22 protein-coding genes and 1 pseudogene are annotated in these 17,780 nt (G+C 37.6%); 14 read left to right on the top strand and 9 right to left on the bottom strand.

Annotated features, from left to right (window positions below):
• Window positions 1-26 precede the first annotated feature (26 nt).
• From FXF36_RS10645 to FXF36_RS16360, 6 genes are all read right to left on the bottom strand, one after another.
• Window positions 27-851, bottom strand: coding sequence for an MYG1 family protein (locus FXF36_RS10645; protein WP_151623911.1), 825 nt, complete (start codon window positions 849-851; stop codon window positions 27-29).
• Window positions 852-925: 74 nt separating this feature from the next.
• Entirely contained in the window at window positions 926-1,084 is a 159-nt protein-coding gene (locus tag FXF36_RS16355) for a hypothetical protein (protein WP_167511363.1), read from the bottom strand.
• A 12-nt stretch (window positions 1,085-1,096) separates the two neighbouring features.
• Window positions 1,097-1,315 (bottom strand): HNH endonuclease, encoded by a 219-nt coding sequence (locus FXF36_RS10650; protein ID WP_151623913.1) that lies wholly within the window; start codon window positions 1,313-1,315, stop codon window positions 1,097-1,099.
• An 11-nt stretch (window positions 1,316-1,326) separates the two neighbouring features.
• Window positions 1,327-1,557, bottom strand: a complete 231-nt coding sequence (locus FXF36_RS10655; protein ID WP_151623915.1) for a hypothetical protein — start codon at window positions 1,555-1,557, stop codon at window positions 1,327-1,329.
• 13 nt (window positions 1,558-1,570) lie between these two features.
• Entirely contained in the window at window positions 1,571-1,780 is a 210-nt protein-coding gene (locus FXF36_RS10660; protein ID WP_151623917.1) for a hypothetical protein, read from the bottom strand.
• Window positions 1,781-1,922: 142 nt separating this feature from the next.
• On the bottom strand, window positions 1,923-2,096 hold the full coding sequence (locus tag FXF36_RS16360) for a hypothetical protein (protein ID WP_167511364.1): 174 nt from the start codon (window positions 2,094-2,096) through the stop codon (window positions 1,923-1,925).
• A 286-nt stretch (window positions 2,097-2,382) separates the two neighbouring features.
• Here FXF36_RS16360 and FXF36_RS10665 point away from each other — a divergent pair, with 286 nt between their 5' ends.
• The 5 genes and pseudogenes from FXF36_RS10665 to FXF36_RS10680 all read left to right on the top strand — a co-directional run bounded on the left by FXF36_RS10665 (window position 2,383) and on the right by FXF36_RS10680 (window position 6,636).
• Complete coding sequence (locus FXF36_RS10665; protein WP_151623919.1) at window positions 2,383-2,943, top strand: hypothetical protein; 561 nt, start codon at window positions 2,383-2,385, stop codon at window positions 2,941-2,943.
• Between the two features lie 11 nt (window positions 2,944-2,954).
• Window positions 2,955-3,113 (top strand): hypothetical protein, encoded by a 159-nt coding sequence (locus tag FXF36_RS16365; protein ID WP_167511365.1) that lies wholly within the window; start codon window positions 2,955-2,957, stop codon window positions 3,111-3,113.
• 77 nt (window positions 3,114-3,190) lie between these two features.
• Window positions 3,191-4,879 carry a recombinase family protein gene (locus FXF36_RS10670; protein ID WP_151623921.1) on the top strand — a complete coding sequence of 563 codons (1,689 nt, stop codon included), beginning with the start codon at window positions 3,191-3,193 and terminating at the stop codon, window positions 4,877-4,879.
• 350 nt (window positions 4,880-5,229) lie between these two features.
• Window positions 5,230-5,610: pseudogene (locus FXF36_RS10675) on the top strand (TraM recognition domain-containing protein); the annotation flags it as partial.
• Between the two features lie 165 nt (window positions 5,611-5,775).
• The gene (locus tag FXF36_RS10680) at window positions 5,776-6,636 is read left to right on the top strand and encodes a hypothetical protein (protein WP_151623924.1); all 861 of its coding nucleotides are present in this window, start codon (window positions 5,776-5,778) and stop codon (window positions 6,634-6,636) included.
• Here the strand turns inward: FXF36_RS10680 and FXF36_RS10685 are convergent.
• Window positions 6,633-7,526 (bottom strand): IS3 family transposase, encoded by an 894-nt coding sequence (locus FXF36_RS10685; RefSeq protein ID WP_151622877.1) that lies wholly within the window; start codon window positions 7,524-7,526, stop codon window positions 6,633-6,635. The two genes, FXF36_RS10680 and FXF36_RS10685, sit on opposite strands and share 4 nt — an antisense overlap.
• A gap of 8 nt (window positions 7,527-7,534) precedes the next feature.
• Window positions 7,535-7,834, bottom strand: a complete 300-nt coding sequence (locus tag FXF36_RS10690; RefSeq protein WP_151622876.1) for a transposase — start codon at window positions 7,832-7,834, stop codon at window positions 7,535-7,537.
• Window positions 7,835-7,891: 57 nt separating this feature from the next.
• On the opposite strand from FXF36_RS10690, the gene FXF36_RS10695 reads away from it, so the two are divergent.
• From FXF36_RS10695 to FXF36_RS10720, 6 genes are all read left to right on the top strand, one after another.
• On the top strand, window positions 7,892-8,890 hold the full coding sequence (locus FXF36_RS10695) for a hypothetical protein (protein ID WP_151623927.1): 999 nt from the start codon (window positions 7,892-7,894) through the stop codon (window positions 8,888-8,890).
• 3 nt (window positions 8,891-8,893) lie between these two features.
• Window positions 8,894-9,862 carry a hypothetical protein gene (locus tag FXF36_RS10700; protein WP_151623929.1) on the top strand — a complete coding sequence of 323 codons (969 nt, stop codon included), beginning with the start codon at window positions 8,894-8,896 and terminating at the stop codon, window positions 9,860-9,862.
• Between the two features lie 389 nt (window positions 9,863-10,251).
• On the top strand, window positions 10,252-11,103 hold the full coding sequence (locus tag FXF36_RS10705) for a PD-(D/E)XK nuclease family transposase (RefSeq protein ID WP_151623931.1): 852 nt from the start codon (window positions 10,252-10,254) through the stop codon (window positions 11,101-11,103).
• Between the two features lie 457 nt (window positions 11,104-11,560).
• Window positions 11,561-11,716, top strand: coding sequence for a DeoR family transcriptional regulator (locus FXF36_RS16620; protein ID WP_263008662.1), 156 nt, complete (start codon window positions 11,561-11,563; stop codon window positions 11,714-11,716).
• A 158-nt stretch (window positions 11,717-11,874) separates the two neighbouring features.
• Window positions 11,875-12,174 carry a DUF234 domain-containing protein gene (locus tag FXF36_RS10715; RefSeq protein ID WP_263008663.1) on the top strand — a complete coding sequence of 100 codons (300 nt, stop codon included), beginning with the start codon at window positions 11,875-11,877 and terminating at the stop codon, window positions 12,172-12,174.
• A 598-nt stretch (window positions 12,175-12,772) separates the two neighbouring features.
• Complete coding sequence (locus tag FXF36_RS10720) at window positions 12,773-12,931, top strand: hypothetical protein (RefSeq protein ID WP_243143500.1); 159 nt, start codon at window positions 12,773-12,775, stop codon at window positions 12,929-12,931.
• A 27-nt stretch (window positions 12,932-12,958) separates the two neighbouring features.
• Here FXF36_RS10720 and FXF36_RS10725 read toward each other — a convergent pair whose 3' ends face one another.
• On the bottom strand, window positions 12,959-13,513 hold the full coding sequence (locus FXF36_RS10725; protein ID WP_151623935.1) for a TetR/AcrR family transcriptional regulator: 555 nt from the start codon (window positions 13,511-13,513) through the stop codon (window positions 12,959-12,961).
• Between the two features lie 224 nt (window positions 13,514-13,737).
• On the opposite strand from FXF36_RS10725, the gene FXF36_RS10730 reads away from it, so the two are divergent.
• From FXF36_RS10730 to FXF36_RS10740, 3 genes are read left to right on the top strand one after another with little or no spacing between them, the layout of a single operon-like run.
• A complete protein-coding gene (locus tag FXF36_RS10730; RefSeq protein WP_151623937.1) occupies window positions 13,738-15,261 on the top strand; it encodes an NAD-dependent epimerase/dehydratase family protein in 1,524 nt (507 codons plus the stop codon).
• A gap of 4 nt (window positions 15,262-15,265) precedes the next feature.
• Window positions 15,266-16,279 (top strand): NAD-dependent epimerase/dehydratase family protein, encoded by a 1,014-nt coding sequence (locus FXF36_RS10735; RefSeq protein WP_151623939.1) that lies wholly within the window; start codon window positions 15,266-15,268, stop codon window positions 16,277-16,279.
• A gap of 42 nt (window positions 16,280-16,321) precedes the next feature.
• Window positions 16,322-17,767: an MFS transporter gene (locus tag FXF36_RS10740; protein ID WP_243143613.1), complete on the top strand. Its 1,446-nt coding sequence runs from the start codon at window positions 16,322-16,324 to the stop codon at window positions 17,765-17,767.
• Window positions 17,768-17,780: the final 13 nt, after the last annotated feature.

The raw sequence follows: 17,780 nt of genomic DNA on the forward strand, positions 1-17,780 counted from the left end.
TAAAAAGAACGCTCCTAGCCAATGTGTTATGGGGCGTTCTTTATTGCAGTTTCACAAGCTTTGATAGCTGCGTCGATAGATTTTGTTGCTACTAAATAACCACTTGAATGGCAGAAGGTTAAATCGGGAATACCGGTAATACTTGATAATGATTCTGTTTGTCCTCGCCAGGTTTCCGGAAAGTAGATTTTGCATTCATTTGACTCAATGCTTATAGGGACAGCCTGAGCATTAAAACCGCCTCTGGTTGAAGGGTAAATGACAAAGTATACTGGTTCGGGAATCAAAATTGACTTCCATGGAACACCAATGGAAAGAGTTACAATTCCGTTATGCTGTTTTGATAGGGCGTCTTTGACGATTTTGGCTGCATGGTCAGTGCTTTTCATACTTTCAATTTCGTTCTGAAGGATGAATTTAGCCATGTCTACAGCCTTAAAAAAGCACTTATCTGGATCATCAGAACTGTCCCACTTGGGATTAGCCTGTGTTATAGCACGACAGAGCATATTATTTCCACCGTAGTTATCTTGTGTGTCGAGCGGCTGAATGAAAGATTCATCAAAGGTGCGAGCTGCATTTTCTCCGACTAAAGATGGACCAAACTTTTTCCATAATAAGCCAAAAGATGCATACGGAACTCCGTTTTCACGATATTTCAAATTTGTAGAATGATGGTCATATTCGCCATCTGATAAATCAAATACGAGACCCTTATAATGAGGTGGAACAGCGGGCATTCTTTTTATTGAAATCTCTGGATTCAAAATTTTCAACAATGCTGCTGAAAAAACATCATCTGTATGAAACCGCCCATTATGGGTAAGAGCTTCACTTGGAAGGCTTTCCATGATATGCCTCCTTTCTAGTATCATGTACTAATTATCGGTTTAATTCTATATTCTGTCAATTTGATTAGATGGATTTAGAATGGCCAATGGGGTGGTCTTTTCTTTCCAGGTGTAGGAATATGTTTTGGTAACATTAAGCAATAAGGGCATGTAAATAAACCCATTCCGCTATTTGCATCGTAAATCTGCTTACATTTTGGACACCTCTTAAACTGTGCTACGATTCCACTCATGTGAACACCTCCTTAAAACTTAATAATGTCGATATTACCTCTGTGCACCTGCTTATGACAGTTATGACAAAGGGTAACAATGTTGTCGATATGGGCATTACCTCCATACTGAAAATTGATGATGTGATGCCCCTCGGGAGAGACAGTACTTCCGCAGGCCTGGCAAATATTCATGTCGCGGATCTTGCCAAGCCGCTGAATCTGTGTGTGTGAACTATCACGCTTTGCCATGGCTATACCTCCTAGAAATTTACGATGTGAACGCCAGACTCGGTGTCATAACTTTCAATGACAGGAGTTTCTGTTTCGGGGGTATATCCAATAGTAGTAGGATTGTTAATATCCAAATGGATTCCGTCAGGTTCAACCGTAACCTTGAAAAGGTCAACTGAACCATCATCACGTTCAATTGCGATAAAATCAGAATTGATATTTATAACACGGTCACCTAAGTTTAATAATTCGTAATTCATATTTCCTCACTTCCTACGCATGTCTTGCGATGCGCTTATTTGCTGTTGAATTTGACTGAATAAGAACACCCACATTTTCACGAGTTCCTGTTGCGATAGTTCCACGACCATGTGGTGCGTACTTACTCTTTGCGACTACAATCTGCTTCTGTAATTCGGCAGCCTGATTCGGTGTAAGATCTCCGATGACTGCTACAACTACATTATCCTTCTTTCCAGCCATAAAAAGCCTCCTTTACATATTGGGTAATCACTTCTTTGTAATGATTACAACGATAACATCTACAACTGCATGTCCAATTACTGATAATAATGTTCCTGCCATAGGATCACCTCCTGTCTAATGTGTGTGGGTTGGGTGGCGATTAATCCCAATCGCCACCACCATCTTCGTATGCATCATCAAACCCATCTTCTACGCCATCAGCATACAGTGAATCCTTACTGTACCTAACATCGTCAAAGTCACCATCCTCAAATGCATCTTCATAACCATCGTCGTATGAGTTCCAACTGTGCTTCTTCTTGTCTCCAAACATGATTTGTACCCTCCTTGTTGAAGAAAACTTAATTTGTTGTTTTTGTTTGTGAGATAAATATACAAAGCTTTATTCACCAAAGAATCGAATTATAATCCGAGATATTTAATTAAAATCTGAAACGTCTGAAGAACTCAGACGTTTTTTGTTTTGTCAAATTGCACACTTTAAGTGTTCATTATGCAGACGAAAGATAATAGTTCATCTTTTATCATGTTTATTGTAAAGAGTTACGAAGCGGCGCGCAGCCTAGTGACATAAGCACAACTGAATATAGGAGGTGTATATGGCCACTATGGTTAATATCTATGAAAGCTACGGTGACAAGTCAGCGAGGGAGAGGGCCGAGCTGATATATTCCAATTACTCTTCCTTCCAGGGAATCATCGAGGATTGCAAGATGAGACTGATCTACGAAATCAAGGCAGAGAAGGAAAGGAAGCGTAGCAATCACAAAGATGAACTTGGAGTCCGTATTCAGAATTTGGGTAACTATAGTAATCCTACAGCGGATGAAGCGGTTCTTGATGTAATGCTTGAGGGAGCTATCAAAGGACTGAATTCAGCAGAGGATGCTTTATCAGATCCGGCTCTGGTACAGGAATTCAAAAGAAGAGAGTATGTCATTGTGATGATGGCTGATGAATACGCTTCTTTCAGAAGACACCTGCATGCACTTAGTGTGAAGGAACAGGAACTTATCATTCCGCTTCTTAAGCAGGAGAAGGACTACTACACACTGGCAGAGGAAGCTGGTGTATCTGTTCCGGTTGTCAGAAGAAAGGCAAGCCGTATTCATTGTGAGCTGATTTCTTATATGGAAAACTATTTCGTTGAAAAGCTATAGGAGGAGTGACCATGAAAGAGTTAAAAGAGCTTACATTTCCTCCGGAAGCTGAGGAAATGGCTATTAAATATGCTGCTTTTGACATTATGAAGCAGCTTAACAAAGAAGGAAAGATAACTGACGAAGAACTGCGGTATATCGCGAAAAAACGCAATATACCCGTTGAGTAAACAAGATAATAATTATATAATTAAGCTGTGTCTAGATCTCATCTAGTACAGCTTGATTGAGGAATGCGAGGTGCGATATGGCGAGAAAAGTTGCCATCTACGCCCGTGTTTCTACAGAGCATGAGGCGCAGATATCTGCATTGGAAAATCAGGTGCAGTACTATGATGATATTTTGAGCAGGCATGCAGACTGGACGTTAGTAGATAGATATATTGATGAAGGTATTACCGGTACATCTATTCATAAGCGTGAGTCTTTTATGCGAATGCTCAAGGATGCAAAAGAAAAGAAGTTTGATCTAATTGTTACCAGAGAGGTATCTAGGTTTGCAAGAAACACAGTGGATACACTGCAGCAGACCAGAACCCTCAAAACATATGGTGTGGAGGTGTGGTTCACAGAAGATAATATCTGGACAATGAATGATGAGGATGGAGAGCTTAGACTTTCTATCATGGCTACCTTGGCCCAGAATGAAAGCAAGAAGATTTCTCAGAGAGTAAAAGCCGGTCAGATGATTTCGTTTAAGAATGGAGTCCTATATGGCAATGGCAATATTCTTGGGTATGACAGAGTTGGTGATAAGCTTGTTGTAAATAAGGAACAAGCTGACACTGTAAAAAGAATCTTTGAACTTTACCTGGCAGGTAATGGTGTTCGTAAGATTCAGGACATCATGGAGCAGGAAGGGCGTAAGACAGCCACAGGCCTTACCAGATGGCAGTCTGGCAATATCAACAGAGTTCTTAGAAATCCTTTTTATTGCGGCAGAATCGTATACCGTAAGCAATACGTTCCGGATTATCTGGTTCAAAAGAAAATCAATAATCATGGGGCAGTTGATAAGGTATATGTAGAAGGTTCGCATGAGAAGCTGGTTTCGCCGGAAGATTTTGACAGAGCACAGGAGTTAAGAGAAAAACACAAGTCCGTGAAAACAGACAAGAATGGCAAAGCAATTGGGCAGTCGCCTTGCAAGCATCTGTGGGGCAATAAACTTGTTTGTACTTGTGGTCATGCAATGAATCGAAGGATTGCTCATAAGGCTAATGATGGAACACTTAGCTATATCTATCAGTGCTACGGTCAGTTACGAACAGGAACTCCTGCAGGAAGACTGAAAAAAGGTCTTGATATCGAAGGTATTTGTGATAACTCATCATTTATGGAATGGAAATTAGAGGTTCAGGCGGATTTCGTTTTCAAGAAGCTTCTTGGTAATAAAGAAGCAATCTATAAGGAAGCTATGGCTATGGCACAGGATGTTGCTGAAGTAAAGGCTCCTGAGAGAAACGATAAAGAAAGGCTTGAAGCAAACAATCGTCAGATCGAGAAGTTGAATAGACAGCTGGCGAATCTGGTTGATATGTGTGCAGATGGAGATATTTCCAGAGAGGTCTTCCGCAGTAAGAAAAAGAAATTAGAAGATCAGATTTCAAACTTAGAGAAATTAAATGATGAATGCAGACAACGGGTTTTAGAATTGGAAGATAATGGCGCAAAGGACAGACGCATTGATAGCCTTTCTGAGTTTATCAAGATGACTGCCTTTGATGCCAGGGCTAAGATACCTGATACTGTGATTGATAATTTCGTTGATCAGATTGTTTTTGATCACGGAGCATTTATCTGGTATTTGAATCCAGTATTCGGTAATGAGGTATATAAGCAAGACGCTTCCGATTGGAAAAAAAAACAGCATCTGCAATCTTTAAGTGATAAATGTACGTTACAGGCCTGTCCCAGCACAGGCTGCAATCGCTAACAAGTAATCTGAGATTATTTGAATGCGTTGCATAATATGAAAATTTGCCCAGTCCCTTTTGGAGACTGGGCTTTTTATGTATTAATATTCTCTTAAAATACGAAATAAATAATAATGTTTCTTTAAAAGTGATAAGCTGGACGGCGCTAGAGAGAAAAAATGTATCTGGCACTGATTGAAAAGCTGATATGTGGCATTACCGAAACGCGAGATTGTAAACGTACAGTTATTTTTTTAGAAATGAAAATATAACTGTATGATTGATAAAAATACTGTATCAGTGCCACGAAAATATCGGGATTTTTATTCTGTGATGATTCAGGATTCTGTATTTAACGCTATGCAGCCCGAATATGGATTCCCAGTTGTTCCTGGGAAGTACAGAGCCAACAACGCTGAAGGATTTATCTCAGTTCCTTGGAAAGGAAACCATCGACATGTATAACACCGGCGCAAGTAGGGGTAACAATCCTTCCTACTCCATGAACTATCAGAAGAGTGGAAAGGACCTCATGACCGTGGATGAAATCGCAGTAATGGATGGTGACAAGTGCATCCTGCAGCTTCGAGGTGTACGTCCATTTTTGTCGGACAAATATGATGTCACCCAGCATCCACTTTATAAGGAGACTGGCGAGTATGATGAGAGGAATAAGTTGGATATACAACGGTTTTTGCATCAAGGGATTAAGGTGAAAAGTGGAGAAATGTTTGATGTGGTGAGGGTTTAAGTGAATTTAATAGCTTATTATAGAGCTAAATGATGTATAATAAATCTACGGTTGGGGTAGGAATATTGTATTTGTACAATTAAGAATTACAAGGTATGTCAAAGCCTCTGAAATTAAAATTTCAGGGGCTTTCATATATAAAAGAATGTTTTGCGAGGGCTTATTTTGGAAAAACATATTAAATCAATTCATGAAATGTTGTTTGTCTGCGACACTATAACTATTGGTAACGAGAACTGTACTATCGATGCGGCGATGCTCGTAGGAAATGCAGAACATAGCATTGTTGAGCTCCAATGCAAAAAAAGAAAGAATATTAGCTATTATACTGTAGATTATTTATCAAAAAATACTATTGGAATCACACAAAACCAACATTCGGCGTTTAGAAGTCTTGAAAGAATACTGTGGCAAAGACTAAAGAATACTGATTCTTCAAATAAGATAATATATAAAGAGAGTTTTAATGAGAAAGATTATTTAAATGCAATTAATGTCCTTACAGAATGTGAGATATCTACTGTGAAAGCTGCATTTTATGTGAGCGATATTAAGTGTAAATTATTGAATTATTGTGTTTGTGTTGGCCGTAACGGCGATGGAATGATTGTGTATATAGGCGAAGATGAGAATATGGAATTAATTACGAAAATGAGTTTGTATACACAGTGCTCACTTGAAGTTGAATTAAGAAATGAAATTGCTAAATACAACGGAAATATAGTTCGATTTATTGCGTTAGAAGAGGGGGCACTTTTGTTTATTCAGCCATACCCAATGGAAATAATGCAATCAACATATATGGGAGCTCTTACTTGTGAGAAGGGGGTGCATCCATTTAAATTAGTAGATTTTTTAGTTAATAATGCGGATAGTGATGTCAACGGACTGAGATATCCGGGAATAGATAATAAGAAAATAGAAGATTATTTAATAGTTGGCATAATTAGGAATTTGCAAGTCAATATAGAAATGGTCCTGTGTCAAGATTTAGTACAAATTAAAATGAGAGGTTCTGCCAGTTAAGCAACTGACGGAGACTTCACCCTTTCATACAACCTTTCATATTCATCAGGAGACATATAGTTACAATGACTATGAATCCTGACGGTGTTATAGAATGCTTCAATGTATTCAAAAACAAGCATGTATGCATGCCTGTAATCGGTAATGGTAAATCTGTTAAGCCATTCTCTTTTTATTAGTGAATGGAAGGATTCGATGCAGGCGTTATCATAAGGATAGCCACTATGAGAGTAGCTACGCTGCATCTTTGCAGTAGCTTCTTGCCAGGCCTTTGAAACATACTGACTACCACGGTCAGAGTGGATAATCAAAGGTAAATCAGTGTCTCGATTAGCCTTAGCTTTTTCAATAGTTTCAATAACAGTAGAAACCTCCATGGTTTCTGCGAGGGTCCAGGCAATGATTTTCCTGGCAAATAAGTCCATGACGCAGTTCAGATAAACAAATCCGTTCTGAGTCCAAATATATGTGATATCAGTACACCAAACAGCATTTGGTCTATCTGGATTGAATTGTTCATCAAGGATGTTGTGAAGCTCTTTGCTAAAATCAGAGTCTCTGGTTGTGGTAGTCCAAGGCTTCACCCACTGGGCTTTAATGCCCATTTCACGCATGTATAAACCTACAGTGCGGTCGGATATAGTTTCTCCAGAATTGCGAAGAGTCTGTGCTATTTTAGGGGCTCCGTAGTTCTGTTTAGAATCATCATAGATGGTCTGGATTTTCTTTTTAACCGCTTCTTTACGTTGCTTAGTAGCAGAAACCTTGCGATTAAGAAAAGAGCGATATCCAGAGCGAGAAACACCTAAAAATTTCAGCATTCCAGAAGTAGAAACACGGTGTCCAGTAACTTTAGATGCCTCTACCTTTGCGGAAACTTCAGTATAGATAGCTTCCGTTAATTTTTCCCCAGAATGCTGATGGCTTTTTTTAACACATCAAGTGCATCCTGAGCATCGCGTAACTCACGTTTCAATCTAGCGATTTCCTTCGCTTCATCTGATTCGTAATTACCCGAACCACGAACAGGAATATCGCCATCGTGGTCTCTGTACTGAGATTCCCAACGGGCCAAGGTGCTGACACCTATTCCTAGGTTCTTGGCACACTCTGATTGAGTGAGATCAGGATGCTCCTTACGATAGTTGATGGCATCCAACTTGAATTGCTTGCTGTGTTGTTTTCTTTGACGTGACATAATGAGTTCCTCCATTTGTTGATTATACAATACTTGAAGGGAATATCTCATTTTGTTTTGTACTATTTAGATGCTAACACTAAAAATCTAGTGATTGGTGCGGTGCGATTTGGTGAAGAGATAAATACATCTGATAATTTTATGAAAGATTATTCCAAGGTTATAGGGGATAAAACTTTGGTTTGGGTGAATGTAAAAGAAGAATCATTGTTTAAAGCCTTTGAAAAGGGAAAACAACTGCTAAACTCTGCATGTGACTTTATTACATTGGCCTTGAAAAATGATGTATTTATTGACTGGTATGGTACAAGTGAAAAAGAGAAAACTGTTTGGGATATAAAAAGTCATACGCCCAATATATTTGTTGACACACTATTCTATGTTGAAAACTGCAGTTCAGGTGATGCAATAACCTTTAGAGATAATAATATGTTAACGCCAAATGCAGTGCAGTTAGATGATCATACGGGATATTTATTTGATGAGGATTGGATAGAACTTTTCTTTCGAAAAATACACGATTCAGATGAGAAAATACTTAGGTTGCAACATGCAATTAAGTGGATAGTTCGAGCTTGGCGGGCAAAGGATAAGTACGACAGATTAATATATTGCTCAACAGCGTTGGAGTTTATTATTAATGGAGAAAAAGGATACAATATTTTTAATGAGTATGCGTTGAAAGAGAAAAGGAAGGAGTTTACTAAGAAAGAGAAAAATAGTCTTATTGATGATTTAGTAAATAAAATTGGTTTTGAGATTATCGAGGGCATTTCTCCGGAGGGCATTAAAGATTTGAATGATAGTATTTCTAAAATGGTAAAAGCAAAACTATCGGAGTATAGCTTTAATTCAAAGTTAGATATGTTGATAAGACGATTGGATATTCCAATTTCAGAAGAAGAAAAGCAACTATTGATAAATGCGAGGGATGCAAGAAATAAATTAATACATGGTCGTGAAATGTGTTACATTTCCACATTAGACGTAAAAAGATTGTGTGGAATTACTTCAAGAGTGTTGATATATAAAATTATAGAGAAAACTAAGGAATGATAAATGAACGTATTAGATTATTCGATAAAGGTTGGTCGTTTACTGAGAAAAACAAATGAGGGGCGAAACTTTATAGAAATACAAAATAGAATAGAGGAAAGATATGGCGAGGAAGTTATATATAGTTTGTTTACTCAGCTAGTTAACAACCAAGAAACGAAGTTTTATTTTGCCGCATGGGCGATGGCTTATGATACATATCGTGGAATATTAGAGGATGAAACATTTGAAGATAGGGAGATGTTTATTCGAACAGCTGAGCTTGTAAATAATGATGAGGATTTCAAGAAGTTAGCAGAGGCATCAATAGAACTAGAAAACGTTTTTCAAGTTGTTTCTTCAGGAGCTCTATCTGGACAAGATATGGATCAAATGCTTCCTAAAGAATGGAAATTTAGAATGAGAAATTCAATTTCAGATATTCAACTTGCAGTTAAAAGAACTCTTATGGGAAAATACTTTGATTTATATAATGCTAAGAAAAGGGGATTCATTAGTACTGATGCTGCAAAGAAATATTTAGATATGCGAGAAAAGTGTCGTTTTTTACCGTTTACTAAAGAAGCAATTTCGATGATTCATGATAATAAAGAATTGCCCGAAGAGGAAAAGGAACTATATGAGAAAATGTACTTAATTCGAGAGGCAATTAATAAGGGAATATATTATGGATTCAGAGGTAAAATTAATGAAATAAATAAAGAGGAAATATCAACAGAGTTAAGTGATATAGAAGGCAAGTTTCTACAAGAAACTACGATAGCTCATAATAATATAAAGGCTACAGTAAGCGATGGTTGGTTGTATAAGATTTATCACGATAACGAGTATTTTTATTATATGGTTCATTCAAAGGAAGTTCGTTTTGAAAATGGTTTAGGAAATGCCACGATTATAGGTGTTTTATATCCAAAAGATGATAGAAGGATTTTCGAAACACAATTTATAATGAAAAAAAGTGACGAAGATTAAGAAATAATAACGAACCTTACATAGACCAGTACCTCTGGGTACATATCAAATTCGTACTGGTCTATTATTATGTCCATTTTTAGCGCAAGGAATGGACATGAGCGTAACTATCAATTCATTTTCAAGAAAGGAAAATTCGGGAGAAGCTACTTACGAATGAAGGTACGATGATGAAGAAGCAATGAAGAACGTGAGCGAGCAAATGAACATAGTGCACTTGAACGACATCTTAAAATACAGCAGACAAGAACGCATAGTTATCTTGACAGGTAATTGCGCTTTTTTATAGTGTAGATGTGCATTTTACACATATTAAGTTTGCATTAAATCGGCCCTTTGCTAATTGTTTTGGGTGTGGTATGATGCTATTATTAATGTGAGGAGTAGGTATGGCTAAGAAAAAGGTTACAGAGGATGAATCCTCTAGAAATGAGCTCAGTGCCCAAATTAACGCTGAGCTTGATAAAGCGATTGATGATTTAACTTTATTCGATGATGACCTTATGAGCAAGGTTTTTGATGGAAACATTGAAGCCACAGAACTTTTATTGCAGATTATTCTTGAACGTAAGGATGTCAAGGTTGTCAGAGTTAAAGGTCAGGTTGAACTTAAGAGCCCATATCCAGGTGGAAGAAATATCAAGCTTGATATTGATGCTGTAGATGAAAATGGTGTAGAGTTTGATGTAGAGGTTCAGCGTAATACAAAGGGTTCCCATATTAGAAGACCAAGATTTCATCAAAGTATGATGGATTCAAGGCTTTTAAAGAAGAATCAAGATTTTAAGGAACTGAAAGACACTTATGTTATTTTCATTTGTCAACATGACAAATTCAAAGAAAACAGGCCGATATATCATGTAGATAAGATTATCAGAGAAACAGGTAAAGCTTTTGATGATGGAGCTCACATTATTTACGTTAATGGTAAGTATAGGGGCGAAGATGATTTCGGTAAGTTAGCACATGACTTTAATTGCAAGAAGGCTGATAACATTTATTTTAAACCGCTTGCAGATGGAGTCAGACATTTTAAAGAAACTGAGAAAGGACGTGATGCTATGTGTGAATCATTTACAAAGTTAGCTGATAAAGTTGCAGATGAACGAGCTGAGCAGACTAAAGTTGATATTGTTAAGTCCTTGATGAAAAATATGAAATGGACGTTGGATCAGGCTCTTACAGCTAGTGGTATACAAGGTAAAGAGCGTGCAATCATAGCAAAGCAGCTCCAGAAGTAAAAACTTAATTATAGCTACAAAGCACAGTAAAGCAGTGGACTTATGTCTGCTGCTTTTTTCGTGCAAATTTTTCAACCGATAACTACAGTGATTCTAATGTTTTTGCCCTAGAATTATTTAGTAACGTCTAATCATTACGATTGGGCGTTTTTCTGGGGACTGGGGATTTTTGTATTTGAGGGAGTGTTTCCCTCTATTATTGATATAAGGGGTAGAATTCTACATTGACATTTAAAGATTATGCGCTGAAAAATTATGCTAAAATATATTTTAGTAAAAGACATTTTAGTAGAGTGATTTTTTGTAGTAGAGAGAAGTATTTTCATAGGAAGAGAACATGAAATGAGTATATTGGGGGAAGCATATAATCAGCAATGCTTTCATATCTATTTCTTCAAATAAGGAAGCGGCTAAAGAGGCTAGCGATCAAAAGAAGTTATCAGATAGAGAGCAGGCTATTTATAATTTAATCTGTGAGAATAAACATTTGACTGTAGAGCAGGTTATGGCTGAGTTTGATATTTCAGGGGCAACAGTATTTAGAGACTATGCTAAGATAAAGAAAATCACAGGTGCTGTTTATGATAAAAATGAATCTGTGTGGAAATTATAATACTGAGTCTCATATCAGTCTCATCAAAATGAGACTATGTATTAATTGAAAAATGCTGAATGGTGGGATTTATATAGGAAAGTCTCATTGCAGTCTCACCATAGTCTCACTGAGTCTCATGCATAAATGAGACTTTATGAGACTTAGTTATAAAATCTATAACTACAAATGTAGGAAAATGGTGGGGGATGGGACATGATCGTATTCCAACGGATATTGATGTTGTTGTAATTGATGAAATTGGAAAGAAGGCAATTCTTGGAGAGTGCAAGTTCAAAAATGAACAGATAGATAAGCCAGTTTATGAAGACCTGATGAACAGAAAGGGGCTCATTGATAGAAAATTCGAGGAAGTTCAGTATATGTATTTTTCTTTGTCAGGTTTTTCTAAGTGGGTTGTTGAGAACGCTGATGCTGAGAAGGTATCATTGCTAACATTAGATGATTTGTACAGCTGAATGCGAAATCCCATTAGGTGATAGAGACTTTTTAGGGATTGCAAAAAGTGTCGTAGTTTTGCATAACAGCACAGGCAGCTATCGCTAATAAGTAATTGGCGATAATTTGTAGAACTAACATAATTAGATTTTTAATCCAGGTTTTCCGTTTTTGGAAGACCTGGATTTTTTTGTAGGGAGTATATTGTGTGTATGGGCAGTGCTAGAAGAATTTTTGCATGTGGTACTGCCTGGGTGGAGAGTTTTGGGCAGTACTAGAAGAGATTTTGCATATGGTACTGCCTGGGTGGAGAGTTTTGGGCAGTACTAGAAGAATTTTTGCATGTGGTACTGCCTGGGTGAAGAGTTTTGGGCAGTACTAGAAGAATTTTTGCATGTGGTACTGCCTGGGTGGAGAGTTTTGGGCAGTACTAGAAGAGATTTTGCATGTGGTACTGCCTTGGTGAAGAGTTTTGGGCAGTACTAGGAAGAAAAATGCATCTAGAACTGCCTGAGAGAGTGTTGGTACTATCTGCTGAGATGTGGTCTTTTATGCATGAAATAGATTCGCTATAATTATAAAAGAAATAGATAATCTTTAGGATTGTGAGGGGGGCGAATGAAAATCATATATAAGAAGCTTACTGCTTCAGAATTAGATGTATTTATTGATATGAGAATTACACAGCTTACTGAGGAATATGTTTCATCAGGGCGAATTGTGCCAACTGATGTCGAACTGCAACCTGCATTGAAAGATTATTATAATAGACATTAAAGACGCTGATTCATGAAATCGCTCACTCTACATTGCAGTGGTATTGATATTATGGCAGCAATTGAAGATAAGATTTGCCAATTCAGGTAGTGGCATATCAAAGTCAGTTTTTATCCATGAACGAAGCACACTCATGGAGCCTTGCATGATAAATGTAAAAATATAGCGATCGTGTGGTGTCTGTTCAATATCAGGAATAGATTCCATTACATGGGCTTCGACCTTTTTAATAATAGCATTTTGGAAATCTTCGGTGTCTGCCTGGCAGAATAATACGCCGAAAGTTTCTTTATTTGATTTAACATAGTTAAGGAAGGCTTCAATAGATTCAATTGTATTGAAGTCGCTTCCTACATCTTTAAGAGCTTCAAATGATTTTTCTAAAACTTCATTTTCAATATCCTTTAATAACTCAAACTGATCTTGATAATGCAGGTAGAAGGTTGAGCGACTCATTTCTGAAATCTCACAGATTTCCTTTATAGATATCTTTGAAATAGGCTTTTCTTCCATCAATTGGAGAAGAGATTCCTTGAGAATTCTTTTGGTTACCAAAGTTCTTCGATTGTTTTTTACTGCCATTTTATTTCTCCTTAAGACATTTAACAAATTTTTAAGATTTTAAACAATTCGCATTTGGATACTTATGTTCTTAACACTACACATTATTCGAAAGTGTATTAAACAATACGTTCTAAAAAATATTGCAAGTTGTAAACCGTACACTGTGTCTATATTATACGACATAGACAGATAAATGAAAACAAAACTCTTGTGCAAGAATCAAATTATAAGGAGTTTACAACATGAGTAATAGAAAGAAAGTTTTATTAACAGGTGCCGCTGGAGGTATGGGCTTAGAGTCACTTAAACAGATGGTAGAGGATAATGGCAATTATGAGATTGTTGCACTTGATTTACCAAACAATAAGACAAAAGAGAAATTGTTACCTTTTAAAGCAAATGAGAGAGTGACAGTTATGATGGGAGACTTGACTGATTACGCGGTTGTAAAAAATGCGGTTAAGGGATGTGACCTCATTATTCATATAGCAGCTTTCGTTTCACCAGCTGCAGATTATTTTCCAAAGAAGGCCATGGAAGTCAATTATGGCAGCACAAAGAATTTTATAAATGCAATCTATGAGTTAGGTCAACAGGACACTACAAAGTATGTTTCAATTGGAACTGTTGCAGAAACTGGTGACAGAATGCCACCAATTCACTGGGGCCGCGTAGGTGATCCAATCAAACCTAGTATGTATGACTATTATGCAGTTTCAAAGGTCGCAGCAGAGAGACTTGTCGTAGAATCAGGCCTTAAGTATTGGGTGAGCCTTAGACAGACTGGAATTATTGGACCGGCAATGGCAAAAATTAGAGATGACATCCAGTTTCATAATTGTCTTGATAATGTACTTGAGTATGTTTCTGATAGAGACAGTGGAAGAGCAATGAAAAATCTTGCAGCCTTTGATAGTAAGGGAAGCTTACCAGAGGATTTCTGGTGCCATATTTACAATATTGGCGGCGGTGAAGAATGTAGAGTTGCCACAATTGATATGTACAGAAAAATGTATGGTGAAATGGGATTTACTTCATTAGATACGGTTATCGAGCCAAAGTACAATGCCACAAGAAATTTCCATGGGCAGTATTATTTGGATTCAGATAAGCTGGAAAGTTACTTACATTTTAGAAGCGATTCAATGCAGTATTTCTATGATGCATACTTAAAGGAGCTTGGCGCTGCAAAGCCATTTGCAAAAGCAATAAACAAGCTTCCTGGTGGACAGAAATTTATGGGCTGGATTATCAGAAAAACATTCATGAAATATCAGCTAGGTGAGCATGGAACTCGTCGCTGGATAAATGAAAATGATGAAGCTCACATCGATGCATACTGGGGTGGCAAGAAAGCCTGGGAAATGATTCCTGAAAAGATTAGTGATGTAAGTGGATTTAAAGACTGGTCATCAGTAGTACATATAGATCATGGATATGATGAGACAAAGCCAGAGGCGGAACTTACACTAGAAGATATGAAGTATGCAGCAGAATTTAGAGGAGGTACTTGTGATTCCGCTAGCATGACAACAGGAGATTGGAAAACTCCACTGCAATTTACTTGCCAGTTTGGACATTACTTTACAGGTAGCCCAAGGCTTATTCTCGAGGGCGGTCACTGGTGTGATGAATGTGAGCGCAAGTCATGGAATTATGGAAAACGTGCTAAAAAGGATAAGTTCTTTGCACAGGTATGGAATCCACTTCATGACGAGGATGAACTTAGGGAATATCCCAAAATTGTTAATGAATTAGAGGTGTAATGGAATGAAAATATTTATGATTGGCGGTACAGGATTACTTGGTTCTGAGGCAGCAAGAGAATTGATTTCAAGAGGACATGAGGTATTGTCAGTGGCACTTCCTCCACTTCCAGAGGGAGCAGTTCTTCCGCCAGAAATGAAAATTGAATATGGTAATTATCTTGAGATGACTGATGAGGAAATCGAAAAGTACATGACAGGTTGCGAAGGTTTTGTATTTGCAGCAGGTGTAGATGAAAGAGTAGAAGGTCCAGCGCCAATCTATGATTTGTACAAGAAGTACAACATCGATCCAATCAACAGATTGCTCGCTATTGCAAAACGAGTTGGAGTAAAGCATGTAGCTATTTGCGGTTCTTACTTTGCTTATTTTGCAAAGACTAGAAAAGAGTTAGATCTTACTAAGCATCATCCTTATATTCGTTCGAGAATCGATCAGGAAAATGCGGCTATGTCTTTTGCTGATGATAGCTTTGATGTTGCTGTACTTGAGCTTCCATATATTTTTGGAACTCAGCCAGGTAGAAAGCCAGTATGGATGTTTTTAGCTGAGCAGATTGAAGGCTCAAAGAATAGCATCCTTTACCCAAAGGGTGGTTCAACCATGGTTACTGTAAAGCAGGTTGGTCAGGCAATTGCTGGAGCAATCGAGCTTAATAAGGGCGGTAACTGTTATCCAATTGGCTATTACAACAAAACTTGGATTGAGCTTCTTGGAATTGCAAGCAAAGCACTTGGTTATCCATACAAGAAGGTGACCACTATTCCAGATTTTCTTTACAAACTTGGTGGAGCACAGCTTATGAAGGAGCAAAAGAAAAATAATATTCAGGGGGGACTTCATATGGTGAAGTTTGCAGCACTTCAATGTAGTAACCTTTTTATAGATAAAGAAGAAGGCGCTGAAAAGCTTGGCGTTCAGCCAGATGATATTGAAGGCGCTATTGCTGATTCTATGAAACTTTGCAAAGACATCATGGATAAGAAAGTAAATTCTATTTCAATGCGAGGAGAATAATCTTTGGTTACTAAAGTAAATAAGATTTTTGACAGCCATTTTTTGGCTTCAAGAATTAGCTCGGAAGACACAACTAAAAAAGAAAAATATTTAGGCTATCTACTAGGCCCCACAGGAGCTCTGCTTCTGAATGGGGTCTTAGCCTCATATTTAAATGTATTTTATACGGATGTCCTAAATCTGACTGTGGTCGGGGCGGGTTTGTTTTTGGCGATTTTTCCAATTGTATCAAGAATGTTAGGCGCATTCATAAATATTGTAATTGGAAGATGGATTGATAAGACAAAGACTAAAGAAGGGAAAGCCAGACCTTGGTTATTACTTTCGGCACCGCTGATAATGTTTAGCGGAATATTGCTTTGTATAGTACCAAGTAGCAACGTGACTGTTCAATCTGTATGGGTAGTAGTTTCCTTTAATCTGTTTTATGGGTTGGCATTTAATCTGTTTAATATGAGCCACAATCTTATGGTTCCATTATCTACTAGAAAAATTGAACAACGAGGGAACCTTTCAGTATTAAACAATATCGCCAACACTATGATGACAGGAATCTTAGGTGCATTATTTTTCCCAGCAGTGATACTTCCTGTCATTGGTGCTAATCAAAAGTTGTGGTTAATTACTATATCGACACTTTCGATTATCGCATTTCCGCTAATAGTTTTAGAGTACTACTTCACAAGAGAGAGAATTACTTTAGAGGATGCAGGAAAGGCAGAGGATTTAGAAAAGCAACAGCCTACAGGAAGACAGCAGTTAAAAGCAATCTTTTCAGATAAATACTGCCTTATTATTTTTGCCTATTTTGCGATAAATCTAGTTGCAGCTCAGTTGAAAAACACATCTCTCGTTTATTACTGCAATTATGTGCTTGGTACCTATAACGATGGATATACTCAATCACTGGTATCGATTTTAGGGGGATTACCTATGGGAATCGGACTATTTGCTGTGTGGCCTATAGCAAAGAAGTTTGGTAAGAAGAATACCACTGTGGCAGGCTTTATTCTTATGGCCTTTGGAAGTTTGATTTGTTTTATTGCACCAAAGAGTCTTCCTGTAGTCCTTGGAGGTCAGTTTATTAAGAACATTGGAGCATTGCCTTCAGCATATATCTTCATGGCTTTATTTGCAGATGTATTGGATCATTTGGAGTGGAAACATCACTTTAGATGTGATGGTATGGCCATGTCTGTATATTCAATTATTACGACTGTAGCAGCGGGAGTGGCTACGGGTGTTTTAAATCTTGGACTTAGTTTATCAGGGTATGTAGCACCAGTGTTTGATGTGGCTACTGGGGTAACTACAGGTGTGGTTCAGAGTGATGCAACACAAAACGTAATTACGATTTTTTTTGTAGGCCTTGAGGCAGTCACAGGTTTGGTTTGCGCTGTTTTATTACACTACCTTGATGTGGAAAAGGTAATTGAAAAGGAACAGGAAGAAATTCTTCAGCGAAAGAGCGCTGAAGCTGTTTGTTAGAAATGAGGTTTTA

Origin of the sequence: Pseudobutyrivibrio xylanivorans, assembly GCF_008935055.1 — a bacterium.
Lineage (GTDB): Bacteria > Bacillota > Clostridia > Lachnospirales > Lachnospiraceae > Pseudobutyrivibrio > Pseudobutyrivibrio xylanivorans_A.